General features: G+C 59.7%; 21 protein-coding genes. 10 read left to right on the forward strand and 11 right to left on the reverse strand.

The window, feature by feature from the left end:
- Positions 1-27 precede the first annotated feature (27 nt).
- The 8 genes from ACN1C3_RS13035 to ACN1C3_RS13070 all read right to left on the reverse strand — a co-directional run bounded on the left by ACN1C3_RS13035 (position 28) and on the right by ACN1C3_RS13070 (position 9,616).
- On the reverse strand, positions 28-1,029 hold the full coding sequence (locus ACN1C3_RS13035; protein ID WP_419116222.1) for a diguanylate cyclase domain-containing protein: 1,002 nt from the start codon (positions 1,027-1,029) through the stop codon (positions 28-30).
- A gap of 48 nt (positions 1,030-1,077) precedes the next feature.
- On the reverse strand, positions 1,078-2,088 hold the full coding sequence (locus ACN1C3_RS13040; RefSeq protein WP_419116223.1) for a chemotaxis response regulator protein-glutamate methylesterase: 1,011 nt from the start codon (positions 2,086-2,088) through the stop codon (positions 1,078-1,080).
- Entirely contained in the window at positions 2,085-4,412 is a 2,328-nt protein-coding gene (locus ACN1C3_RS13045) for a hybrid sensor histidine kinase/response regulator (protein ID WP_419116224.1), read from the reverse strand. Before ACN1C3_RS13045 ends, ACN1C3_RS13040 begins: the two co-directional genes overlap by 4 nt.
- Complete coding sequence (locus ACN1C3_RS13050) at positions 4,409-5,089, reverse strand: chemotaxis protein CheW (protein ID WP_419116225.1); 681 nt, start codon at positions 5,087-5,089, stop codon at positions 4,409-4,411. The genes ACN1C3_RS13045 and ACN1C3_RS13050 overlap by 4 nt, the downstream gene beginning before the upstream one ends.
- Complete coding sequence (locus tag ACN1C3_RS13055) at positions 5,086-6,360, reverse strand: CheR family methyltransferase (protein WP_419116226.1); 1,275 nt, start codon at positions 6,358-6,360, stop codon at positions 5,086-5,088. The genes ACN1C3_RS13050 and ACN1C3_RS13055 overlap by 4 nt, the downstream gene beginning before the upstream one ends.
- Positions 6,357-6,893, reverse strand: a complete 537-nt coding sequence (locus tag ACN1C3_RS13060; protein WP_419116227.1) for a chemotaxis protein CheW — start codon at positions 6,891-6,893, stop codon at positions 6,357-6,359. The genes ACN1C3_RS13055 and ACN1C3_RS13060 overlap by 4 nt, the downstream gene beginning before the upstream one ends.
- Complete coding sequence (locus ACN1C3_RS13065) at positions 6,893-8,515, reverse strand: methyl-accepting chemotaxis protein (protein ID WP_419116228.1); 1,623 nt, start codon at positions 8,513-8,515, stop codon at positions 6,893-6,895. The genes ACN1C3_RS13060 and ACN1C3_RS13065 overlap by 1 nt, the downstream gene beginning before the upstream one ends.
- A gap of 375 nt (positions 8,516-8,890) precedes the next feature.
- On the reverse strand, positions 8,891-9,616 hold the full coding sequence (locus ACN1C3_RS13070) for a tellurite resistance TerB family protein (RefSeq protein ID WP_419116229.1): 726 nt from the start codon (positions 9,614-9,616) through the stop codon (positions 8,891-8,893).
- A 196-nt stretch (positions 9,617-9,812) separates the two neighbouring features.
- On the opposite strand from ACN1C3_RS13070, the gene ACN1C3_RS13075 reads away from it, so the two are divergent.
- The 8 genes from ACN1C3_RS13075 (at position 9,813) to ACN1C3_RS13110 (ending at position 19,817) form a co-directional block, all read left to right on the forward strand.
- The gene (locus tag ACN1C3_RS13075; protein WP_419116230.1) at positions 9,813-10,727 is read left to right on the forward strand and encodes a LysR family transcriptional regulator; all 915 of its coding nucleotides are present in this window, start codon (positions 9,813-9,815) and stop codon (positions 10,725-10,727) included.
- 100 nt (positions 10,728-10,827) lie between these two features.
- Entirely contained in the window at positions 10,828-12,318 is a 1,491-nt protein-coding gene (locus tag ACN1C3_RS13080) for a gamma-aminobutyraldehyde dehydrogenase (RefSeq protein ID WP_419116231.1), read from the forward strand.
- 96 nt (positions 12,319-12,414) lie between these two features.
- Positions 12,415-13,566, forward strand: a complete 1,152-nt coding sequence (gene ydcS, locus ACN1C3_RS13085) for a putative ABC transporter substrate-binding protein YdcS (RefSeq protein WP_419116232.1) — start codon at positions 12,415-12,417, stop codon at positions 13,564-13,566.
- A gap of 249 nt (positions 13,567-13,815) precedes the next feature.
- Complete coding sequence (locus ACN1C3_RS13090; protein WP_419116233.1) at positions 13,816-14,853, forward strand: ABC transporter ATP-binding protein; 1,038 nt, start codon at positions 13,816-13,818, stop codon at positions 14,851-14,853.
- Between the two features lie 13 nt (positions 14,854-14,866).
- Positions 14,867-15,799 (forward strand): ABC transporter permease, encoded by a 933-nt coding sequence (locus ACN1C3_RS13095; protein ID WP_419116234.1) that lies wholly within the window; start codon positions 14,867-14,869, stop codon positions 15,797-15,799.
- Positions 15,789-16,631, forward strand: a complete 843-nt coding sequence (locus ACN1C3_RS13100; RefSeq protein WP_419116235.1) for an ABC transporter permease — start codon at positions 15,789-15,791, stop codon at positions 16,629-16,631. The genes ACN1C3_RS13095 and ACN1C3_RS13100 overlap by 11 nt, the downstream gene beginning before the upstream one ends.
- 49 nt (positions 16,632-16,680) lie before the next feature.
- Positions 16,681-18,105, forward strand: a complete 1,425-nt coding sequence (locus ACN1C3_RS13105; RefSeq protein ID WP_419116236.1) for a gamma-aminobutyraldehyde dehydrogenase — start codon at positions 16,681-16,683, stop codon at positions 18,103-18,105.
- A 227-nt stretch (positions 18,106-18,332) separates the two neighbouring features.
- Complete coding sequence (locus ACN1C3_RS13110; RefSeq protein ID WP_419116237.1) at positions 18,333-19,817, forward strand: APC family permease; 1,485 nt, start codon at positions 18,333-18,335, stop codon at positions 19,815-19,817.
- A gap of 139 nt (positions 19,818-19,956) precedes the next feature.
- Here ACN1C3_RS13110 and ACN1C3_RS13115 read toward each other — a convergent pair whose 3' ends face one another.
- Positions 19,957-20,808: a LysR family transcriptional regulator gene (locus tag ACN1C3_RS13115; RefSeq protein WP_419116238.1), complete on the reverse strand. Its 852-nt coding sequence runs from the start codon at positions 20,806-20,808 to the stop codon at positions 19,957-19,959.
- Positions 20,809-20,926: 118 nt separating this feature from the next.
- On the opposite strand from ACN1C3_RS13115, the gene ACN1C3_RS13120 reads away from it, so the two are divergent.
- A complete protein-coding gene (locus ACN1C3_RS13120) occupies positions 20,927-21,574 on the forward strand; it encodes a glutathione binding-like protein (RefSeq protein ID WP_419116239.1) in 648 nt (215 codons plus the stop codon).
- Positions 21,575-21,631: 57 nt separating this feature from the next.
- On the opposite strand, the gene ACN1C3_RS13125 is transcribed toward ACN1C3_RS13120, so the two are convergent.
- A complete protein-coding gene (locus ACN1C3_RS13125) occupies positions 21,632-21,817 on the reverse strand; it encodes a hypothetical protein (RefSeq protein ID WP_419116240.1) in 186 nt (61 codons plus the stop codon).
- A gap of 423 nt (positions 21,818-22,240) precedes the next feature.
- Between ACN1C3_RS13125 and ACN1C3_RS13130 the strand changes: the two genes are divergently transcribed.
- A complete protein-coding gene (locus ACN1C3_RS13130; RefSeq protein ID WP_419116241.1) occupies positions 22,241-23,860 on the forward strand; it encodes a glucan biosynthesis protein D in 1,620 nt (539 codons plus the stop codon).
- A 203-nt stretch (positions 23,861-24,063) separates the two neighbouring features.
- On the opposite strand, the gene ACN1C3_RS13135 is transcribed toward ACN1C3_RS13130, so the two are convergent.
- A complete protein-coding gene (locus tag ACN1C3_RS13135; RefSeq protein ID WP_419116242.1) occupies positions 24,064-25,170 on the reverse strand; it encodes an NADH:flavin oxidoreductase/NADH oxidase in 1,107 nt (368 codons plus the stop codon).
- Between the last annotated feature and the right edge of the window lie 149 nt (positions 25,171-25,319).

Here is a 25,319-nt window from a genome sequence, read left to right on the forward strand (position 1 = left end):
AGCCCGCTTGGCCGTTGCCGCCCTATTTCATTCAATCCCCACCTGATTGCGCCCATTGTTTTTCGCCAAATACAAACCTTTGTCAGCTGCCGAGATCAGTTGCCGGCAATTACTGCCGGACTGTGGCGTCATGGTCGACAGGCCGATGCTGATGGTCAGGCTCGCGCCCTCGGCCGGAAAGATATGCGGAATCTGCAATGCCGCCACCGTCTGTCGCAGTTTCTCGGCCACCATCCGCGCGCCGCCCGGCGAAGTGTTCGGCAGTACCAGCACGAATTCCTCGCCGCCGTAGCGGGCCGGCAGGTCCGACGGTCGGCTGCTGGCGTCGCGAATGGCCGTGGCGACTTTGCGCAGGGCTTCATCACCGTCCAGGTGGCCGAAGCTGTCGTTGTAGGACTTGAAGTAATCCACATCGATCATCAACAGCGACAGTTGCGTCTGGTCGCGCTGGGCCTTCCTCCACTCAAGCTCGAGGTATTCATCGAAGTGTCGGCGATTGGAAAGGCCCGTCAGGCCGTCAGAGTTCATCAAGCGCTGCAGCACCAGATTGGTATCAAGCAACTGCTGCTGACTGACCCGTAACGCGCGATACGCCTCATCGCGCTGTAGCAAGGTCATGTAAGACCGCGAGTGATAGCGGATGCGTGCAACCAGTTCGATGTTGTCCGGCAACTTGACCAGGTAATCGTTGGCGCCTGCGGCAAACGCCGCGCTTTTGATCAAGGGATCTTCCTTGGTCGACAGCACGATGATCGGAATGTCCCTGGTCGCCGGATGGTTGCGGTATTCGCGTACCAGCGTCAGCCCGTCCAGACCGGGCATGACCAGGTCCTGAAGGATCACCGTCGGCTTGATACGGATCGCCTGGGCGACGGCCTGATGCGGATCGGCGCAGAAGTGGAAGTCGATATTCTCTTCGTTGGCCAGCCCGCGCCGCACAGCTTCACCGATCATTGCCTGGTCATCGACCAATAGCACCATCGCGGCATTTTCATCGGTTTTGAAATCGTCGAGCTGTAAATCATTCATGTACGGTCACCTGAGTTTCTAGGCTCGCCAGGACAGCTGTTTTGTCAGTCATTTGGCAAATATCTCCAGCAGTCGTGGCGCAATTTTGTCCAGTGGGCGAATTTCCACGGCGGCGTCGATGGCAGCGGCCGCTTTCGGCATTCCGTACACCGCACTGCTGTGCTGGTCCTGAGCGATGGTCATGAAGCCTTGCTCGCGCATCAATTTGAGCCCCTGAGCGCCATCACGGCCCATGCCGGTCAGCAATACGCCGACAGCATCGCCGTTCCAGTAGCTGGCCACACTCTCGAAAAACACGTCGATCGACGGTCGATAGATCTCGTTGACCGGCTCGGCGGTGTAGGACAGCGTGCCGTTCTTCAGCAGCCGGATATGGTGGTTGGTGCCCGCCAGCAGCACCGTGCCGCGTTGCGGTCGCTCACCCTCTTGCGCCAGGCGCACCGTCAAACCGGAGGCACTGCTCAGCCATTCGGCCATACCGGAGGCGAACACCTGGTCGACGTGCTGAACCAGCACAACGGCCGCCGGAAAATTGACTGGCAGGCCTTTGAGCAAGACCTCCAGCGCCGCCGGCCCGCCAGCAGAAGAGCCGATGGCTACCAGGCTTTGACGTTGCACCATCGTGCGCGGCGGCGTCGGTGCTGAAGGCTCCCGGCTACCGCTCTGGCCGATCAGCCAGCTGATATTGAGGATCTTGCGCAGCAACGGCGCTGCGGCTTCTTTGGCATTACCGGCGCCGACGGCCGGGGTGTCGACCACATCCAGCGCACCATAACCCATGGCCTCGAACACCCGGTGGACATTCTGCTCACGGTCGACGGTAACAATCACAATGGCACAGGGGCTCTGGGCCATGATCCGCCGGGTCGCTTCCACGCCATCCATCACGGGCATGATCAAGTCCATCAGGATCAGGTCCGGCGTCTGTTCGGCGCAGTACTTCACAGCCTCCGCGCCATTGCTCGCGACCCAAACCACTTCGTGGGCCGGCTCGAACGCCAGGGCCCGGCGCAAGGCCTCTACCGCCATGGGCATGTCATTGACGATAGCGATCTTCATGTCCGGGCTCCTCCAATGAGTTCCACGACTGCATCAAGCAAAGCGTCGTCATGAAAACTGGCTTTGGCTAGATAATAGTCGGCTCCAGCGTCCAGTCCACGGCGTCGGTCTTCTTCGCGGTCCTTGTAGGAAACCACCATGACCGGCAGCGACTGCAAGCGGTTGTCACGCCGCAACAGGGTGACCAACTCAATACCATCCATTCGGGGCATATCGATGTCGGTGATCAGCAGGTCGAAGTCTTCAGCGCGCAAAGCGTTCCAGCCGTCCATCCCGTCTACGGCCACGGCGACGTCGTAACCGCGATTGAGCAACAGTTTGCGCTGCAGTTCGCGGACCGTCAGAGAATCGTCGACCACTAGAATACGCTTGCGCGCAACTTCCGCGACTTGATGGTTGTGCCGGGCGATGCGCTCCAGGCGGCCGGTGTTGAGCAATTTATCCACCGAACGCAGCATGTCCTCAACATCGACAATCAGCACCACGGAGCCGTCGTCCAGCAGCGCTCCGGCGGAAATGTCCTGGACCTTGCCCAGTCGATCATCCAGCGGCAGCACCACCAGCGTGCGCTCGCCGATAAAGCGCTCGACGGCCACGCCATACACCGCATCGCGCTCGCGAATCACCACGACTTTGAGGGTTTGCTCGTTGTTCTGAGCTGCCGGGCGCTGGAGCAGCTGGCTCGCCGCGACCAGACCGACATGCTGGCCCTCGTGCCAGAAGTGCTGACGGCCTTCAACTTGCACGATGTCATCGGGCTCCAGATCGCACATGCGCTCAATGTGCGCCAGCGGGAAGGCGTAAGCCTCCTCTCCAACTTCCACCACCAGACTGCGCACCACCGACAGGGTCAGCGGCACCTCAAGATGGAAGCGGCTGCCCTCGCCCGCAGTCTGCTCCAGCACCACCGCGCCGCGCAGCTGACGGACCATATGCTGAACCGCGTCCAGGCCCACACCGCGCCCGGAGACTTCGGTGACCTTGTCCCGCAGGCTGAAGCCCGGCAGAAACAGGAAGGTCAGCAGCTCTTCTTCACTCAACTGGGCTGCGGTTTCAGCCGGCGACAATTGACGCTCGACGATACTGCGACGCAGGTATTCGAGGTCTACGCCATTACCGTCATCGCTCAGTTCCATCACCAACAACCCGGCCTGATGGGAGGCTCGTAGCCGGATCAAGCCTTCAGCGGGCTTACCGGCCAACAAACGCTGCTCAGGCATTTCGATGCCGTGATCCACCGCGTTACGCAATAAATGAGTCAGTGGGGCTTCGAGCTTTTCCAACACATCACGGTCGACCTGAGTCTTGTCACCCTCGATCTCTAACCGCACCTGTTTACCCAAGCTGCGGCCCAGATCACGCACCATCCGCACCTGCCCGGCCAGCACATCAGCGAACGGCCGCATGCGACAGGCCAGCGCCGTGTCATACAACACTTGAGCACGCTGACTGGCGTGCCAAGCGAACTCATCCAGCTCGGCGGTTTTCTCGGCCAGCAGTTGCTGGGATTCGGCGAGCATGCGCCGGGCATCGGCCAGTACTTCCTGGGCTTCCAGGCTCAGCGCGTGCTCTTTGAGGTGAACGTTAAGGTTTTCCAGGGCGCGCAGACTGTTGTTCTGCATGCGTTTGAGGCGCTGCATCGTCGCCAGCCAAGGCTTGAGGCGCTGGGTTTCCACCAAGGACTTGCTCGACAGATCGAGCAAACTGTTCAGGCGTTCGGCGGTGACCCGCAGCACCCGTTCACCGCCCTCGGTAACCCGCGCGGGTTGACGCGATGTTGCAGTGGCTGCAGCAAGCAGCGCTTCGGGCTCCAGCAGTGGCGTCTCGGGCTCAGGCTCGGCACGGGGCGGCTCAAGTTGCAGCTCAGCCATCGGCGGTGTAGCCAGCTCAATGGCTGACGCGGCAGGCGGTGCAATTTTGGCGGTCAACGCCGCGGAATCAAGCAACAGGCCCATCAAGGCAACATAGGCCTCGATAGTGCTCGAACCGATGTTGTCGCTGCCTGGCGTGGCGATGCGCATCAGCAGGTCAGTGCCTTGCAAAAGCGCATCGATATGTTCGGGTTGCAGGTACAAACGACCTTCCTGGGCGCTGACCAGGCAATCCTCCATGACATGCGCCACGCTGACCCCGGCATCCACGCCAACAATGCGTGCGGCACCCTTGAGCGAGTGCGCCGCCCGCATGCAGGCTTCCAGTTGATCGGCCTGGGTCGGATTGCGCTCCAGTGCCAGCAGGCCGGTGCTGAGCACTTGGGTCTGCGCTTCGGCCTCCAGGCTGAAGAGCTCCAGCAGCGATGCGTCGCGCATTTGATCAGGGGTCATGTGAGGCTCCGGGTCACGGCTGACAGCAGCTGTTCTTCATCCAGCCAGCGCAAACTGCGATCTCTGAACGGCAATACGCCACGGGTGTATTTGCCGCTGGCGTGTGAGCCGGAGCTGGAGGCGGCGCTCAAGATGCGCTCATCAATAGCGTGAATCCCGTCCACTTCATCCACCGGCACCACCACCGGGCCGCCGTGGGCCGCGATGATCAACATGCGTGGCATGACCCGCGCCCCCGAGACAACACCAGTAGTGGCGTCCAACCCCAGCAATTCCACCAGTGACAGGCAGGCGACCAAGGCGCCGCGCACATTGGCCACGCCCAACAATGCCCGCGAACGCTGGTGCGGCAAGGAATGTATCGGCTGCAACGGCGCGACCTCCACCAGACAGCGAGTCACCAGGCCCAACCACTCTTCGCCCAGACGGAACATCAACAGCGAGCGGGTGACGACATCGCTCTCGACCGCGATCGACTGCCGATGATCTTCCTGTTGCAGCGCATAACGATCGAGCAAGCGGGTCGCTGCCGCGGAATACACGGCACAGTTACGACAGTGAATATGCTCGGCCAACAGCGGGCAGGACTTGTCACCGTGGATACCGATCCGGTTCCAGCAGTCATCGATGGCCTGCGCATCTTCGTGGGTCACGCTTAACGAAACAGATCCAGTCATCGTTTACGCTCACTGTCAGCGGCGCGCTCGCTACGGGCGGCGCGTTCCTGCAATCGACGGGCACCCGCCGCATCTCCCTGGGAAGCCAATAAAGCGGCCAGGTGCATCAGCGCTTCGGGGTGCTGCGGCTCCAGATAAAGCGCCTTGCGATAGAAACCTTGAGCTTGCAGCGCATCGCCGACGACATCACTGAGCAATCCCAACCAATAAAACACTTGAGCCACCGGCTCATGGTTGCGCAGGTACTGCTCGCAGGCGGCGCGTGCCTCGGTGCTTTTTCCTTCATTGGCCAGGGCGGCGATGCTGGCGAGCAAGGTTGCGGAGTCACTCGTCGCAGCAGAAGGCTTGTCAGGACTGATCACTGGCGCAACGCGGGTAAAGGGTTCGCTGCGACGCGGCGGCGCCACGCTGTGGATCGATTGACGCATGGGCAACGGCGTCGGGATAAAGGCCGGCAGCGGTACGGGCTCAGGCTCGCTATGACGACTAAAGGCGAAGGACTGTGGAATGCCGATCGAGCGCATACCCAATCGCCCCAACAGGCCGCCTTCTGCCGGGCCGATAAACAGCACGCCGTCAACATGGGTGAGGCGCTTGAGCACTTCAAACACCTGGCGTTGAGTTGCCTGATCGAAGTAAATCAGCAGGTTGCGGCAGAACACAAAATCATACGGCGGTTCATTAGCCAGTAACGCCGGATCAAGCAGATTGCCCACCTGCAAGTGCACCTGTTCGCGCACCCGCTCGTTGAGGTGATAACGCTCGTCTTTAACAGTGAAGTGGCGCTCGCGAAAATCGGTCAGTTGCCCACGAAAGGAGTTCTTGCCATACACCGCACACTTGGCGCGCTCGACCGACAGGGGGCTGACATCCAGCCCTTCGACCTTGAACTGATGGGGCGCAAACCCGGCATCGAACAAGGCCATGGCAATCGAATACGGCTCTTCGCCGGTCGAGCACGGCAGACTGAGAATCCGCAAGGCGCGCATGCCCTTGATCTCGGCCAAACGCGCTACCGCCAGTTTAGCCAGGGTTGCGAAGGATTCCGGATAACGGAAAAACCAGGTTTCCGGAACGATGACGGCTTCGATCAGCGCCTGCTGTTCATCCCGCGATCCTTGCAACGTGTGCCAGTACTCGTCGGCAGTCAGCGCCTGCTGAGCCGTGGTGCGCTGACGGACAGCCCGCTCAATGAGCGCCTCCCCCACGGACGCCACGTCCAGGCCGATGCGCTCCTTGAGAAAGTCGAAAAAGCGTTGATCGCTACTCATGGACGCTCCTCAATCAGAGCGAGATTCAGTGGCGGCGACGGGAACAGCAATGCACGAACCTCGGCATTGAGCAAATCAGCGACCCGAATCCATTGCAGCAAGCCCTGCTGATCTTCGCGTACCGGTCCCAGATAAGGCGCTTGGCGATTGTCCAGGCCATAGGGCTGAAAGTCCGCGGGGTTGCAGCGAAGGGTATCGGTGGCCTGTTCCAGGATCAGCCCGAGCAATTGCCCGGGCCCGGACGCTTGCGGCTGATAGTGCACCAGCACCAGGCGCGTGCTGGTGCGCACCTGCGCAGGCTGGCCAAAAGTCAGCGCGCTGAGGTCGATCACCGGCACCACCGCGCCACGGTAGGCAAACACCCCGGCGACCCAAAAAGGTGCCTTCGCGATCGGTTTGAGTGGCAGGCGCGGCAGCACTTCAGCCACCTCAATGGCTTGCAGGGCATAGCGTTCGTTGCCAATGCGGAACAGCAAAAACAACGACTGTTTTGGCGGCATTCCTGCGCCGCGTTTCGCCGCGAGCTCGCTCATCAGACTTTGAAACGCGAGACGCCGCCACGCAGCCCCACCGCCACCTGACTCAACTCGTCGATGGCGAAGCTGGCCTGACGCAGGGACTCCACCGTCTGGCTGCTGGCATCACCCAACTGCACCAACGCGTGGTTAATCTGCTCGGCGCCGGTGGCCTGAGCCTGCATGCCTTCATTGACCATCAGCACGCGCGGCGCCAGCGCCTGAACCTGATGAATAATCTGCGACAACTGCTCGCCGACCTGCTGCACCTCGGACATTCCGCGGCGTACTTCTTCGGAGAATTTGTCCATGCCCATCACACCCGCCGACACAGCAGACTGGATCTCACGGACCATCTGCTCGATGTCGTAGGTAGCGACAGCCGTCTGATCCGCCAGGCGCCGTACTTCGGTAGCGACCACAGCGAAACCACGGCCATATTCACCGGCCTTCTCGGCTTCGATCGCGGCGTTGAGGGACAACAGGTTGGTCTGGTCGGCAACCTTGACGATGGTCACCACCACCTGATTGATGTTGCCGGCCTTCTCGTTGAGGATCGCCAGCTTGGCGTTGACCAGATCGGCCGCCCCCATCACCGAGTGCATGGTCTCCTCCATACGGGCCAGTCCTTGCTGACCGGAGCCGGCCAGCACCGAAGCCTGATCGGCGGCTGTGGAGACTTCGGTCATGGTGCGCACCAGATCCCGGGAGGTCGCTGCGATTTCCCGCGAAGTGGCGCCGATTTCCGTCGTAGTGGCGGCGGTTTCCGTCGCGGTCGCCTGCTGCTGCTTGGAGGTGGCCGCGATTTCCGTGACCGACGTGGTGACCTGCACCGAAGAGCGCTGGGCCTGGGACACCAGCGAGGTGAGCTCGGTCATCATGTCGTTGAAGCCCGTTTCTACCGCACCGAATTCGTCCTTGCGTTCCAGATTCAAGCGCTTGCTCAAGTCACCTGTACGCATGATGTCGAGGATCTGCACAATCCGGTTCATCGGCGCCATGATCGCGCGCATCAACAGCAGACCGCACAGACCGGCAGCAAACACCGCGACCAGTAAAGAGACGCCCATGCTGATTTTTGCCGCAGTGACCGCCTGGGCGATCGCCTCGGTAGCGTTGCCGGCCTGATCACGATTGCGATCGATCACGCTGTTCAAATGCTGGCGACCAGCAACCCACGCCGGCGTCAGTTCATTCTCCAGCGAGACGCGGGCCTGTTCGTATTCTTTGCGCTGATAGAGATCGATGACTTTCGTCAGTGCCTGATTGAACGCTTGATGACGCACTTCGAACTCATCGAAAGAGGCCTGATCCTCGGGATCAAAGATGGTTGTTCGATAGTTGTTCATTTCCGCTTTCAGGCGCTCTTCGAAGCTCTTGTACAGCGCCTTGTCGGCGGCAGTTATGTCACGATGCCCGGAGAGGTCAACCACCTGCTGGGTCAGGACATAACCGTCGACCCAAGCGCTGCGAATCATCGAACTGTAGTACAGCCCCGGAACGGCATCCGTCTGCACCGTTTTCTCGCTGGATTCAATCTTCAGCAGACTGGAGTACGAGACCAGGACCATCAGCAACATGATGGCGATAATTACCGCAAAGCTCGCCAAAATGCGTTGGCGCAACGTCCAGTTCTTCACAGTCAGTCCTCGAGGCCATTCAAATGAGGCGGAGTATAGCCGAGGGCGCGCCATCCTTTATCAGCGGGTTGCGCACCACGTCTCACTCAGAGGAGAGAAAAGCCAGCATCCGCTCTGGATGGCTACTCTGGGACAGATGCGGCGAACGCTGCTAGTGACGATTCGGAAGAAAAAGACCGTGGTTTGGTCATTGCAGGGGCTGAAAATGGTGTGGTGCCCAAAAGGTCAGATCGTTCCCACGCTGCGTGGGAATGCATCTCGTGACGCTCCGCGTCACATTTGGAGCGGACGCAGAGCGTCCAGGGCGGCATTCCCACGCAGAGCGTGGGAACGATCATCAATGAATGCGCGGGCAAGCGAAGAGGGCCGCACGGCTTACATCGAAGCCTGGCGAACCTGCTTTTCAAGTTCGGCTTTCAAGCCTGGCTCAAGGTTGAGCTGACGGGCCAGTTCATCCAGGTAGGACTTCTCCATGAAGCTTTCCTCGTCCACCAACATCACGCTGGCGATGTACATCTCTGCGGCTATTTCCGGGGTGCTGGCGGCGCGAGCGACGTCGGCCGGGTCCAATGGCTTGTTAAGTTCAGCGTGCAGCCAGCGTTGCAGATCCTGATCGCTATCCAGTTTGGTGAATTCGCCCTCGATCAGCGCACGCTCGCGGTCATCGACATGGCCGTCAGCCTTGGCGGCGGCGACCAGCGCCTTGAGGATCGCCTGGCTGTGCAATTCAACTTGCGCTGCGGGCAAGCGGTCGATGGTTCGCGGCTCTGCCTGCGGCGCGCCAGCCTGTTGCGCCTGCCAATTGCCATAAGCCTTGTAGGCCAACACACCCAACGCGGCGAGACCGCCGTAGGTCAACGCCTTGCCGCCAAACTTCCGGGCTTTTTTGTTTCCCAGCAACAGGCCCATGGCGCCTGCCGCCAAAGCACCGCCGCCAGCCCCTGAAAGCAGACTGCCGAGCCCACCGGAGCCGCCGCCGAGCAAGCTGCCCAGTGCGCCCTTATCCGAGCCTGCCGATGTGTTCTGAGTACCGCTGGCCTTGTTTTGAAACATATCCTGACCGGACTTGAGTAACTGATCGAGCAATCCACGTGTATTCATTTGCCGCCTCCACCCATTGAGCTTAACCGGATCATCAAGGCCAGCAGCGTAGATCGAAGTGCTCGCCTCCAGTTTTCGAGAGTGCTTCCAGATGTTGCCTGGCCCTTGCCGAAGTCCCGGTTGTGAACTAAGCCATCGATTAAAAAGATATACACTCAAGCAAATCTATAAAACCGCCCAACCGGTATTTCCCCCCATGATGACCCTGCGTCAGATCCGTCACTTCATCGCCGTGGCCGAGACGGGTTCGATCTCGGCCGCCGCCCAGGCGGTGTACATTTCCCAATCGACATTGACCCTGGCAATCCAGCAACTGGAGCAGGAAATCGGCGTCAGCCTCTTCAATCGCCACGCCAAGGGCATGACCCTGACCCACCAGGGCCACCAGTTTCTGCGCCAGGCGCACTTGATCCTGGCCACTGTCGACAATGCCAAGCGCAGCCTGCAGCAAAGCACCGATCAGGTCGCCGGGCAGTTGATTGTCGGCGTGACCAGCCTGGTGGCCGGTTACTACCTCGCCGATTTACTGACTCGTTTCCAGCGTGCCTACCCGAACGTGGAAATTCGCGTGATGGAGGATGAGCGGCCGTATATCGAACACTTGCTGGTCAGCGGTGAAATCGATGTCGGCGTGCTGATTCTGTCCAATCTTGAAGACCGCCACGCCCTGCAAACCGAAGTGCTCACCCACTCGCCCCATCGCCTGTGGCTGCCGGCTCAGCACCCACTGCTGGAACACGACAGCATCAACCTCGCCGATGTCGCACGCGAACCGCTGATTCAGCTCAACGTCGACGAAATGGACCGCAACGCCCAGCGCATGTGGTCCGGCGCGGGATTGCAGCCGCGCATCACCTTGCGCACGGCCTCGACCGAAGCGGTACGAAGCCTGGTGGCAGCCGGGTTGGGGGTGTCGATCCAGCCTGACATGACATATCGCCCCTGGTCACTGGAAGGCGACATCATCGAAGCCCGCCCGCTGGCCGACCTCAGCCAGACCCTCGACGTCGGCCTGGCTTGGCGCCGCGGCACTGCAAGACCGGCGTTGGTGGACCCATTTTTGACCGTGGCCCGCGAGCAACCTCACGCCGGACGCAAGCCATCTATTTAATCGAACGCAGCCTTCAGTATTTAGTATTTGTCGACCTCACGCCCGACCACTAGTCTTTATGCATCTATAAAAGGTCGGGCTCCAGTCGCAAGGGAGCACCATGGCCACACAAGAAAAGAGAACCCGAAAAATGGCTGGCGCGCAGACTCCGTTGTTCACCGCTTTATTGATCGATGGTGAATTAGTCGCAGGTCAGGGTTTTGTCGAACCTATCCTCAACCCGGCCACGGGTGAAGTGCTGACGCGCATCGCCGAAGCCAGTACCGAACAGGTCGAAAGCGCCGTTCTGGCTGCCCACCGCGCGTTTGCCGGCTGGTCGCGGACCACGCCGCAGCAACGCTCGAACATTCTCTTGGCCATTGCCAACGCAGTGGAAAAACAAGCCGACCACCTCGCCCGCCTCGAATCGCTGAACTGCGGAAAACCGCTGCACCTGGCACGTCAGGACGATTTGAGCGCTACGGTCGACGTGTTCCGCTTCTTCGCCGGCGCGGTGCGTTGCCAGACTGGCCAGCTCAGTGGCGAATACCTGCCGGGCTACACCAGCATGGTCCGCCGCGATCCGATTGGCGTGGTGGCCTCCATCGCTCCGTGGAACTACCCGATCATGATGGCCGCCTGGAAAATCGCCCCGGCCCTGGCGGCGGGCAACACCTTGGTGTTCAAGCCGTCCGAACACACGCCGCTGTCGATTCTGGCCCTGGCCCCGGCGCTGGCCGAGTTGCTGCCACGCGGGGTGATCAACATCATCTGCGGTGGTGGTGAAGGTGTTGGCAGCCATTTGGTCAGCCACCCGAAAGTGCGCATGGTCTCGCTGACCGGCGATATCGTCACCGGGCAGAAAATCCTTCAGGCCGCGGCGAAAACCCTGAAACGCACCCACCTTGAACTCGGCGGCAAAGCACCGGTGATCGTCTGCAACGACGCCGACCTTCAGGCTGTGGTCGAAGGCGTGCGCAGCTACGGTTACTACAACGCAGGGCAGGACTGCACCGCAGCGTGCCGGATCTATGCTCAGGCCGGGATTCATGATCGCCTGGTGGCCGACCTCGGCGCCGCCGTCAGCAGCCTGCGCTTTGCCGGCAAACGCGACGCCGACAACGAGATCGGCCCGCTGATCAGCACCCGCCAGCGCGACCGCGTCGCCAGCTTCGTTGAACGTGCTCTCGGCCAGCCACACATCGAGCGCGTCACCGGTGCCGCCGTGCATTCCGGGGCGGGCTTCTACTACCAGCCCACCCTGCTCGCCGGTTGCAAGCAGAGCGATGAGATCGTCCAGCGCGAAGTCTTCGGCCCGGTGGTCACCGTGACCCGCTTCGAGGAACTGGAGCAAGCAGTGGACTGGGCCAACGACTCTGAATACGGCCTCGCCTCGTCCGTCTGGACCCAGAATCTGGACAAGGCAATGCAGGTCGCGGCGCGGTTGCAGTACGGCTGCACCTGGATCAACAGCCATTTCATGCTGGTCAGCGAAATGCCCCACGGCGGCTTGAAACGCTCGGGTTATGGCAAGGATCTGTCCAGCGATTCGCTACAGGATTACAGCGTGGTACGGCACATCATGGCCCGCCACGGCAATGACCTTAAATAACGCACTACTCTAATAAATAGCCTCAACAGGCATAGCTTCACCACGTTCAGTACGTTCAAAACTGCCCCGACCATAATTAAAGAAGAGGGAAACCCCATGTTCGTGCACAAGACCGCACTGCTCAGTGCAATCACTACCGCACTACTGGCCAGTGCCAGCATCCAGGCCGCCGAACCGCTGAAAGCCGTTGGTGCCGGCGAGGGTCAACTGGATATCGTCGCCTGGCCGGGTTACATCGAACGTGGCGAAAGCGACAAGAACTACGACTGGGTGACCGGTTTCGAGAAAGAGACCGGCTGCAAGGTCAACGTCAAAACCGCCGGCACCTCCGATGAGATGGTCAGCCTCATGGCCAAGGGTGGTTACGACCTGGTCACCGCTTCCGGCGACGCCTCCTTGCGCTTGATTGCCGGCAAGCGTGTACAGCCGATCAACACCTCGCTGATCCCGAACTGGAAGAACATCGATCCACGTCTCAAGGACGGACCTTGGTACGTGGTCAACAAGCAGGCTTACGGCGCGCCCTATCAGTGGGGCCCGAACGTGCTGATGTACAACACCAACGTTTTCAAGCAGGCGCCTGACAGCTGGGGCGTAGTGTTCAATGCGCAGAACCTGCCGGACGGCAAGTCCAACAAGGGTCGCGTGCAGGCCTATGACGGCCCGATCTACATCGCCGACGCGGCGCTGTACCTCAAGTCGAGCAAACCGGAACTGGGCATCAAGAACCCTTATGAACTGACTGAAACCCAGTACAAAGCCGTGCTTGATCTGTTGCGTGCCCAGCAACCGTTGATCCACCGCTACTGGCATGACACCACCGTGCAAATGAGTGACTTTAAAAACGAAGGTGTGGTGGCCTCCAGCTCCTGGCCGTATCAGGTCAACGGCCTGATGAACGAGAAACAGCCGATCGCTTCGACCATCCCCAAAGAAGGCGCCACTGGCTGGGCCGACACCACCATGATGCACGCCGAGGCCAAGCACCCCAACTGCGCCTACAAGTGGTTGGACTGGTCGCTGCAACCCAAGGTCCAGGGTGATGTAGCCGCCTGGTTTGGCTCGCTGCCAGCGGTTCCGGCGGCCTGCAAAGAGAGCGAATTGCTCGGTGCTGAAGGCTGCAAAACCAACGGTTTCGACCAGTTCGACAAGATCGCTTTCTGGAAAACCCCGCAGGCCGAGGGCGGCAAATTCGTGCCGTACAGCCGTTGGACCCAGGATTACATCGCGATCATGGGCGGTCGATAAAAGTCATTCCGGTAGCTACTGCGCGTCGACCAGCCGCGCCCGGGCAGTGCTCGCCTCCTCACGTACTGACGTACGCTCCGGGGGCTGTGCGCTGGCCGGACACGGCTAATCGCCGCTCGCTACGCTCCCGAAACGACTTTACGCAATCGATGCTTTCTAAAAAGCAACGCTGATATTCGAATCACTGTTTTTTCAGAAGTCCAGGCAAGGGCCGCTGCGACGGCCCTCGCCTTTTTGGAGCACCGCACCATGACGCTTGCAGTCCAGTTCACCAACGTTTCCCGTCAGTTCGGCGATGTGAAAGCCGTTGACCGGGTCTCCATCGATATTCAGGACGGCGAGTTCTTTTCCATGCTTGGCCCTTCTGGCTCGGGCAAAACCACCTGCCTGCGCCTGATCGCCGGTTTCGAACAACCGAGCACCGGCTCGATCCGTATTCATGGCGAAGAAGCCGCCGGGTTACCGCCGTATCAGCGCGACGTGAATACCGTGTTTCAGGATTACGCACTGTTCCCGCACATGAACGTACGGGACAACGTGGCCTATGGCTTGAAGGTCAAAGGCATCGGCAAAACCGAACGCCTGAACCGTGCCGAAGAAGCCCTCAACATGGTCGCCCTCGGCGGTTACGGCGAGCGCAAACCGGTGCAACTCTCCGGCGGTCAGCGCCAACGTGTAGCCCTGGCCCGCGCACTGGTCAATCGCCCCCGAGTATTGCTGCTGGACGAACCCTTGGGCGCCCTCGACTTGAAGTTGCGCGAACAAATGCAGGGCGAGCTGAAAAAGCTGCAACGCCAGCTCGGCATCACTTTTATCTTCGTCACCCACGACCAGACTGAAGCGCTGTCGATGTCCGACCGTGTGGCGGTATTCAACAAGGGCCGCATCGAACAAGTCGACACCCCGCGCAACCTTTACATGAAACCGGCTACCACCTTTGTCGCCGAGTTCGTCGGTACCTCCAACGTGATTCGTGGCGATTTGGCCAGACGATTGAACGGCAGCGATCAGCCGTTCTCGATTCGCCCGGAACACGTGCGCTTCGCCGACGGCCCGGTGTCCAGCCACGAGATCGAAGTCAGCGGCTTGATCCACGACATTCAGTACCAGGGCAGCGCCACCCGTTACGAACTCAAACTGGAAAACGGCCAGACCCTGAACATCAGTCAGGCCAATAATCAGTGGCTGGACAGCAGCGCCCAGCACCAGACCGGACAACGGATCAGCGCACGCTGGGCCCGCGAAGCCATGATCCGCCTGACCGACACCGTTGCGGGCGAGGTGTGACGTGAGCCAGGCCATGACCCAAACCGCTCCCGGCGGCTCGCCGTTGCGGCGGTTTTCCGACCTGCTGTATCGCCGGCCCAATCTGTACCTGGCGATGCTGCTGGTGCCGCCGCTGCTCTGGTTCGGCGCGATCTACCTCGGCTCGTTATTGATCCTGTTGTGGCAAGGTTTCTACACCTTCGATGACTTCACCATGGCGGTCACTCCCGAGCTGACCCTGGCGAACTTCGCGGCGCTGTTCCAGCCGTCGAACTTCGACATCATTGTCCGCACCCTGAGCATGGCCATCGTCGTGTCGATCGCCAGCGCTATCGTCGCCTTCCCGATCGCCTACTACATGGCGCGCTACACCACCGGCAAGACCAAGGCGTTTTTCTACATCGCGGTGATGATGCCGATGTGGGCCAGCTATATCGTCAAGGCCTACGCCTGGACCTTGCTGCTGGCCAAGGGCGGTGTCGCGCAGTGGTTCGTTCAACACGCTGGGCTGGAGCCGGTGTTGCAGTTCATATTGGGGATTCCCGGTGTCGGCGGCAGCACCTTGTCCACCTCGCATCTGGGGCGCTTCATGGTGTTCGTCTACATCTGGTTGCCATTCATGATCCTGCCGATCCAGGCCTCGCTGGAACGTCTGCCGCCATCGCTGCTGCAAGCCTCCGCCGACCTCGGGGCCAAGCCGCGTCAGACCTTCATGCAAGTGACGCTGCCGCTGTCGATCCCGGGCATTGCTGCGGGGTCGATCTTCACCTTCTCGCTGACCCTCGGTGACTTCATCGTGCCGCAACTGGTCGGGCCGCCGGGCTACTTCGTCGGCAGCATGGTTTACGCCCAGCAGGGTGCAATCGGCAACATGCCGATGGCCGCGGCCTTCACCCTGGTGCCGATCGTGCTGATCGCCATTTACCTCTCCGTCGTCAAACGTCTGGGGGCCTTCGATGCGCTCTGATTCAGAAAAACATGAGTCATCAACGCAGGGAGAAAAAGCGTCTCTGGGCCTGCGCATCGCCGCCTGGGGCGGGTTGGTGTTCCTGCACTTCCCGATCCTGATCATCTTCATGTACGCCTTCAACACCGAAGACGCGGCCTTCAGCTTTCCGCCCCAGGGTTTCACCCTGAAGTGGCTCAGCGTGGCCTTCTCGCGGCCGGACGTGCTGGAGGCGATCAAGCTGTCGCTGCAGATCGCCGCGGTGGCCACGCTGATCGCCATGGTCCTCGGCACCCTGGCGTCGGCCGCGTTGTACCGACGTGATTTCTTCGGCAAACAAGGCATCTCGCTGATGCTGATCCTGCCGATCGCGTTGCCAGGGATCATCACCGGTATCGCCCTGCTCGCGACCTTCAAGACGCTGGGCATCGAACCGGGCATGTTCACCATCATCGTCGGCCACGCGACCTTCTGTGTGGTGATCGTCTACAACAACGTCATCGCCCGCTTGCGTCGCACTTCCTACAGTCTGATCGAAGCCTCGATGGATCTGGGCGCCGACGGCTGGCAGACCTTCCGCTACATCGTCCTGCCGAACCTGGGCTCGGCGTTGCTGGCCGGCGGCATGCTGGCGTTCGCCCTGTCGTTCGACGAAATCATTGTCACCACTTTTACCGCCGGCCATGAACGCACCCTGCCGCTGTGGCTGCTTAACCAACTCAGCCGACCGCGCGATGTACCGGTGACCAACGTGGTGGCGATGCTGGTGATGCTCGTGACCATGTTCCCGATCCTTGGCGCCTACTACCTGACCCGCGGTGGTGAAAGCGTGGCCGGAAGTGGCGGTAAATGATCAGCCTTACAAATCCAACAACGAATTCGCTGCAAGAGAGGACAAGACCATGCAAACCAAACTGCTGATCAATGGCCAACTGGTCGACGGTGAAGGCGCCAGCCAGCCCGTGTTCAACCCGGCGTTGGGCCGTGTGTTGGTGGAAATCAATGAAGCCAGCGAATCTCAGGTCGACGCCGCCGTGCGCGCCGCCGATGCCGCGTTCGAGGGTTGGTCGCAGACCCCGCCCAAAGAGCGCTCGCTGCTGTTGCTCAAACTCGCCGATGCTATCCAGGCCCACGGTGAAGAGCTGGCCAAGCTGGAGTCGGATAACTGTGGCAAACCCTACAGCGCTGCGCTGAACGACGAGATCCCGGCGATTGCCGATGTGTTCCGCTTCTTTGCCGGCGCCAGCCGTTGCATGAGCGGTATGGCCGGTGGCGAATACCTGCCCGGTCACACGTCGATGATCCGCCGAGATCCGGTGGGCGTGGTGGCTTCCATCGCGCCGTGGAACTACCCGCTGATGATGGTCGCCTGGAAAATCGCCCCGGCCCTTGCCGCCGGTAATACCGTGGTACTCAAGCCGTCAGAACAAACGCCGCTGACCGCATTGCGTCTGGCTGAACTGGCGTCGGATATTTTCCCGGCCGGTGTACTCAACCTGGTGTTCGGCCGTGGTCCAAGTGTCGGCAGCCCGCTGGTTACCCATCCGAAAGTGCGCATGGTGTCGCTGACCGGCTCGATTGCCACCGGCGCGAACATCATTTCCAGCACCGCCGACAGCGTCAAACGCATGCACATGGAGCTGGGCGGTAAAGCCCCGGTGATCATCTTCGACGACGCGGACATCGACGCCGCCGTGGAAGGCATTCGTACCTTCGGTTTCTACAACGCCGGCCAGGACTGCACCGCTGCCTGCCGCATCTATGCGCAGAAAGGCATCTACGACACATTCGTCGAGAAACTCGGCGCAGCGGTCAGCACCATCAAGTACGGCTTGCAGGATGATCCGGCCACCGAGCTTGGCCCGTTGATCACCGCTCAGCACCGCGACCGCGTGGCCGGGTTTGTCGAGCGTGCGGTGGCACAACCGCACATTCGCTTGATCACCGGCGGCAAGCCAGTGGAAGGCGATGGTTTCTTCTTCGAACCAACGGTGTTGGCCGATGCACAACAGGACGATGAGATCGTCCGTCGCGAAGTGTTTGGGCCAGTGGTGTCAGTGACCAAATTCACCGACGAAGCGCAGGTTCTGACCTGGGCCAACGATTCGGACTACGGCCTGGCCTCGTCGGTCTGGACCTCCGACGTCGGCCGCGCCCATCGTTTCGCAGCACGTTTGCAGTACGGCTGCACCTGGGTCAATACCCATTTCATGCTGGTCAGCGAAATGCCTCACGGCGGTCAGAAACTGTCCGGTTATGGCAAGGACATGTCCGCGTACGGGCTGGAGGATTACACCACCGTAAGGCATGTGATGTTTAAGCATTAAAAAAGCATCGCGAGCAGGCTCGCTCCCACTTTCGATCGCATTCCCCTGTGGGAGCGAGCCTGCTCGCGACGGCCTCACCACGAACCCAAGGACGAAGTCAGCGTTTCAGCAGCACACAGGATTCACCGCAATTCAAAAAACAATAACCACCGATCCGGGTTGGGCCGTCATGGCCCCGCCACGGTTTCGGACATCCGAAATCTGCCGATTTTCCGGAGAAATACTGTATGAGTGCATCACCCGATCTCTCTGTAATAGCCGCCGACAGCGATGCCGAGCAGCTACGCAAACTGGGCTACACCTCAAACTTCAATCGCAGCATGAGCCTGTGGGAAAACTTCGCCCTGGGCTTCACTTACCTGTCGCCGGTAGTCGGCGTCTACACCCTGTTCGGCCTGTGTCTGGCTGCCGGTGGGCCACCGATGTTCTGGGCTTACTTGCTGGTCGGCTGCGGGCAATTGCTGGTGTGCCTGATCTTCGGTGAAGTGGTTTCACAGTTCCCGATTTCCGGTGGGGTTTACCCTTGGGCCCGTCGCTTGGTGGGCAAGCGTTGGGCGTGGATGGTCGGCTGGATTTACTCCATCGCCCTGTGCGTAACCATCGCTGCCGTTGCGGTCGGTGCCGGCCCTTATCTGGCGGCAATGATGGGCTTCGAACCGAGCAACAACACCAACATTATTATTGCGCTGGTGCTTACGCTGTTTGCCACACTGGTCAACCTCAGCGGCACCAAAGTGCTGGCACGCATTGCCATGTTCGGCTTCCTCTGCGAACTGGTGGGTGCGGTAATCGTCGGCGTGTACCTGCTGGTATTCGAGCGTCATCAGCCACTCAGCGTGTTGTTCAACACCTTTGATATCCGCATTGACGGCTCCTACCTGCCGGCCTTCCTCACTGCGTCGTTGGCGGGGATGTTCCTCTACTACGGCTTCGAAGCCTGCGGCGATGTGGCCGAAGAAACCCCAAACCCGAGCAAGCAAATTCCGGTGGCCATGCGCATGACCATCTACATCGGCGGCATCGCAGCGATGTTCGCTTGTCTGGCACTGATCCTCGCCGTGCCGGACATGCAAGCGGTGATCAATGGCACCGACAAAGACCCCGTCACCACCATCCTCAACAACGCCTTCGGCCCTGTTGGCTCGAAAGTGGTGATGGGTGTGGTGATGATTTCCTTCATCTCTTGCGTCATCAGCCTGCAAGCGGCGGCCAGTCGTCTGCTGTATTCCTACGCACGAGACGAAATGGTCATCGGCAGCAGCCTGCTGAAACGGATTTCTCCGACCACTCAGGTACCGGTTGCTGCGTTGTTTGTGTCCGGTATCCTGCCGGCGCTGATCATCGCTCTCGGCTTTTTCCTGCAAGACGCGGTAGCAACCATCGTCAGCTTCGCCGCCATCGGTATCTACCTGGCGTTCCAGATGATCGTGCTCGCAGCCCTCTACGCCCGTGCTCGCGGCTGGAAACCCAGCGGCAAATTCACCCTCGGCGCCTGGGGCATGCCGGTGAACATCGGTGCGCTGGTCTACGGTGTCGGGGCCATCATCAACATGGCCTGGCCGCGCACGCCAGACGCTGCGTGGTACATCAACTACGCCATGGTGCTAAGCACCGCCATCGTCATCGGCCTGGGCCTGCTCTATATGTGGCTCGGCAAGCCGTACGACCATGGCAAAGCTCCCGCTGGCGATGCCTGGAAAATCAGCCGGTAACACCCTTCGCCCCGGCATCGTTTGCGGTGCTGGGGCGACTCAGAATCATAAGCAAGGACACAACATGGAAGACATTGTCCTCATCTCGTTCGACTACGCCAAACTCGACCAGAAACCCGTTTGTGGCGCTCGTGATGAACTACCCCAATTCGAGCGCCAGCACGGCGATCAAATGATCCATCACCCGGCGCACTGCAGCCGATCGACGTACATCGGCGTGCACGGAAAGCCACAGCTCCCGGGTATAAGGTGTGCGCAATGAGTCGACCCTTACCAGCCCCGGATCCCTGCTCGCCACAAAACACGGCAGCAATGCCACACCAACGCCTGCACGGGCAGCGGCTTGCTGAGTATTGACATCATTGCTTCGCATGACGACAGCGCGTCGGTCGGCGAACTCCAGCAACCAGCGATGCTGAGGAATATGTTCCAGCGTTTGTTCAAAACCAATGAACGCCCAATCCGTCGACGCGACAGCGGCATAAGATGAGCTTGCATAAAACCCCAAGTGAACCAGACCCACCTTTCGCACGATGCGTCCTGCTTCGTCGGGCCGCACAAAACCAATGGCGATATCTGCATCACCGCGCTCGAGTGAAACCACGCTGGACGTCGTGTTCAACACAATCTTCAGATCTGGATGTTCGCTGCGTAGCGTCGGCAGGGTTGGCACAATCAAAGCACTGGCCAACGCCGCAAGCGTGCTGATGCTGACAGTGCCAGACATACCTATGGCGCCGCGGCCATAACGATCAACTTCTTCGACGATGCGCTCCATGGGCTGCGCTATGGAGGCCAACGCAACGCCCGCTTCGGTCAGTCGCGAGGAGCGCGGCAGACGTTCGAGCAACTTTAGCCCCAGACTCGCCTCAAGGCTGGAGACGCGTCGCCCTACCGTTGCGTGATCGACACACAAGGCTTTGGCTGCTGCGGTAAGGGAGCCAAGCCGCGCAACGACGATGAAGTGGTGAATATCTTGCCAGTCAGTCATGGCTGCATATTCGCAACCTTGGCGTGCGCAAGCACGCGTTTTTTCATGAAGACAATCACCTTATCGTCGTCAATATCGCTGGCCAATCGGCGCGCGATATTTGGAAAGGGGAAAACTCATGATTTTGTTCTACGCACCCGGGGCCAGTTCGCTCGCCCCGCACATCTTGCTTCACGCCGCCGGACGGCCATTCTCGTTGGAGAAAGTCGACCTCATGACCAAGCGTTGGTCGGGCGGTGATTTCAACCTGATCAACCCCAAATCCTACGTGCCAGCCCTGCAGGTCAGCAGTGGCCAGCTTTTAACCGAGTGCAGCGTGATCCTGCAGTTCATCGCCGATGGCGTGCCAGAAAAAGCTTTGCTGCCGCCACCTGGAACCCCCGAACGATATGACGCATTGCAATGGCTGAGTTTCCTGGCAATGGAAGTTCAGAAGAACTTCATCACTCCCGAGCGTCACGGAGGAGTCAGTGCCAACTTTCTGGCTAAAACCCAGGCAGGCCAGAACGCGACCCGGCAACGGGTGAGCCCTCGCCTGGCCTACATCAATCAGCAATTGGTCAACCGGGAATATTTACTGGGCGACAGATTTTCAGCCGTCGACGCCTATCTTTACACGCTGCTGACATGGGCACGGCGGTTGGCCATCGACTTGCAGCCATGGAGTCATCTGAGCCAGTATTTCGCAAAAATCGGTACACATCCTGCGGTCCGCCAAGCGCTGGAAATCGAGGGGCCGCCTCACTCTCTGCAAACGACCAATTGAACCACGCCTGACTCAACCGTGACGTCCGGCGTCACGGTTTCCTGATCAAGTACGCCCCTAAAACCGCGAAACACTGCGCATCGCATCCACCAAATAGCGCATGGCGATTCGATCGTCCTCTGACAGCGCTCGATATTGTTCGACCAGCTTCACCTCCTCCGAACTGAGTCGACGCGCCTTTCGCAAGATGCTCAAACCACAAACAAGACCAAAAAAACCGGCAATACCCTGTACTTTCGACATGGACGATGTCCTCCGCACGTCAAAGAAAACCCCAGAACCTCATCGCCCTAACGTTTTTTTTCAGCAGCGGCGCAACGCAAATCCTCTGCTGAAACCCACCGACCTGAAGGGCCAAAACCGGTCATGGGTACAAGAATAGAAAGTATCTGCACGCTGCACAGACGTTTTTAGAGTAATTAGTCAAAAAACACTGGAATGCCCTTTAAAACAGAAAGTACTGTCGGAAAACTTAACCGACATTTCTTGTTTCATTGCGATGCCACCGCTGTGCCACCATTCATTTTTATCTACAACCGAACGGTTTAAGCTATTTGGCATCTGTTTAGAGTCCATTGCGTTTGGCCGAAGGCATGTCCGAACCTCAATTTCTGATTCATCACGCAGCCAGGAACGGCGCGGGATCATCCAAGACAGGTTTTATTTATGCACCGAAGGAATCTCCTGAAAGCCTCCATGGCCATCGCCGCCTATACCGGTCTGTCGGCCAGCGGGCTGCTAGCCGCCCACGCCTGGGCCGGCACCGCCGACGGCGAGGCCCAGACATTTGACTTCGAAGCCTTGAAGACTCAAGCCAAGCAACTGGCAGGCAGCCGCTATCTGGATACCAAGCAAGTATTGCCGCCGACCCTCGCCAATATGGCCCCGCAGCAATTCAACGCGATCCAGTACGACGGTAATCATTCGCTGTGGAACGAACTGAACGGTCAACTGGACGTGCAGTTTTTCCATGTTGGCATGGGTTTCAAGCAACCGGTGCGCATGTACAGCGTCGACCCCAAGACCCGCCAGTCGCGGGAAGTGCACTTTCGGCCATCGCTGTTCAATTACCAAAAAACCACGGTCGACACTGCACAGCTCAAGGGCGACCTGGGCTTCGCCGGGTTCAAGCTGTTCAAGGCTCCGGAACTGGACAAGCACGATGTGCTGTCCTTTCTTGGCGCCAGCTATTTCCGCGCGGTGGATGCCAGCGGCCAGTACGGTTTGTCTGCGCGCGGGCTGGCGATCGATACCTACGCCAAGCGCAAAGAAGAGTTTCCTGACTTCACCAAGTTCTGGTTCGAGACCCCGGACAAGGACAGCACACGCTTTGTTGTGTACGCCCTGCTCGACTCACCCAGCGCCACCGGCGCCTATCGCTTCGATATCGACTGCCAGGCCAATCAGGTGGTGATGGCCATCGACGCGCATATCAATGCGCGCACCGCCATTGAGCAATTGGGCATTGCGGCGATGACCAGCATGTTCAGTTGCGGCACTCATGAACGGCGCATGTGCGACACCATTCATCCGCAAATCCATGACTCCGACCGTCTGGCCATGTGGCGCGGCAACGGCGAGTGGATTTGCCGACCGTTGAACAATCCGGCGACCTTGCAGTTCAACGCCTTCGCCGATAAAGATCCGAAAGGTTTCGGTCTGGTCCAGACCGATCATGAGTTCGCCAGCTATCAGGACACCGTGGACTGGTACAGCCGCCGCCCAAGTTTATGGGTCGAGCCGACCACCGCATGGGGCGAAGGCTCTATCGATCTACTGGAAATCCCGACCACAGGCGAAACCCTCGACAACATCGTGGCCTTCTGGACACCCAAGCAACCGGTGGCGGCAGGTGACTCGCTGAACTACGGCTATAAACTCTATTGGAGCGCCCTGCCACCGGTCGGCACACCGCTGGCGCGGGTCAACGCGACACGCTCGGGCATGGGTGGTTTTATCGAAGGCTGGGCACCGGGCGAGCATTATCCAGAGGTTTGGGCTCGACGTTTTGCTGTCGATTTTACGGGTGGAGGCCTCGATCGCCTGCCCGAAGGAACCGCCATCGAACCTATCGTCACGGCATCGAACGGCCAGGTGAAAGACTTCAACATCCTGCTGCTTGAGGACATCAAAGGCTATCGCGTGACCTTCGACTGGTACCCCACCGATGACAGCGTTGCCCCGGTCGAGTTACGGCTGTTCATTCGCACGAACGACCGGACGTTGAGCGAAACGTGGCTGTATCAGTATTTCCCGCCAGCGCCGGATAAGCGCAAATACACCTGACATACTCAGGCTTGAGAGGATCGGTGCCTGAACTGGCCCCATCGCGAGCAAGCCCGCTCCCACACTGGATCTGTGTCATTCAACAATATTAATGTGGGAGCGGGCTTGCTCGCGATGACGACCGCACAGCCAACAGAGACCTCGACCAAAAAACAAAAAGCCCCTGTCTCACGACCGGGGCTTTTTTGTTTTTTCAGATGAGTTTACTCACGCAAATCCGACTCATGGATCGGTTGATCGCGGTGAGTCGCCCGTTGGTATTGCGCCGGCCAAATGGCTTTGTGTCCGCCCAGATCGTCATCGGCATGCAGCGGCCAGTACGGATCACGCAGCAGCTCACGAGCCAGAAAAATGATGTCGGCCTGACAGGTACGCAGAATGTGCTCCGCTTGAGCCGGCTCGGTGATCAACCCGACGGTGCCGGTGGCGATGCCCGACTCCTTGCGCACGCGCTCGGCAAAGCGTGTCTGATATCCGGGCCCGGTAGGAATCTCGGCATTTGCCGCAGTGCCGCCCGAGGATACATCGATCAGGTCTACCCCCAAGGCTTTCAGCCGTCGCGCCAGCTCCACGGTTTCATCCGGATTCCAGCCGTCTTCGACCCAATCGGTCGCCGACACCCGCACGAACAGCGGCAATTCTTCAGGCCAGACCGCCCGCACCGCTTCAGTCACTTGCAGTACCAATCGAATGCGGTTTTCGAAAGACCCACCGTATTGATCGCGGCGTTGGTTGCTCAACGGCGACAGAAACTGATGCAACAGATAACCATGGGCGGCATGCACTTCGACCACTTTGAAACCGGCGACCAGGGCACGTTTGGCGGCATCGACGAAAGCTTGGATGACCTCGGCGATCTGCTCTTCATCCAGTTGTATCGGCGCAGTGTGCTCAGGGTCGAAGGCAATCGGCGATGGGCCTACCGGGGACCATCCGCCGTCGGCCGGCTTGACGCTTCCATGCTTGCCCAACCATGGCCGATGAGTACTGGCCTTGCGCCCAGCGTGAGCCAACTGAATACCGGCGACGGCGCCTTGGGCGGTGATGAAGCGGGTAATGCGTTGCAAAGATTCGATCTGTTCATCGTTCCAGAGGCCAAGGTCCTGAGCGGTAATCCGCCCGTCGGCAGTCACCGCCGTGGCTTCGGTAAAAACCAGGCCGGCACCGCCCACGGCACGACAGCCAAGGTGAACAAGATGCCAGTCATTGGCCAGCCCATCGACGCTGGAGTATTGGCACATCGGCGAGACCGCGATGCGGTTGAGCAGTGTCAATTGACGAATGGTGTAGGGTTCAAGCAGCAGACTCATGGGGCACCTCTCAATCAGTGGTCAGGCTCCAGGGTTCTGTTTGAAAAGTCGACGAGTGACTAGAAGGATGCAGCACCCGCCCCCGCGGGCAAAAATGGACGAGACGTCACAAGGCCAATCAAGCAGTGCTTAGAGCCTAGTCGACAACG

The sequence above is a fragment of the Pseudomonas sp. H11T01 genome (assembly GCF_048515765.1).
GTDB lineage: Bacteria > Pseudomonadota > Gammaproteobacteria > Pseudomonadales > Pseudomonadaceae > Aquipseudomonas.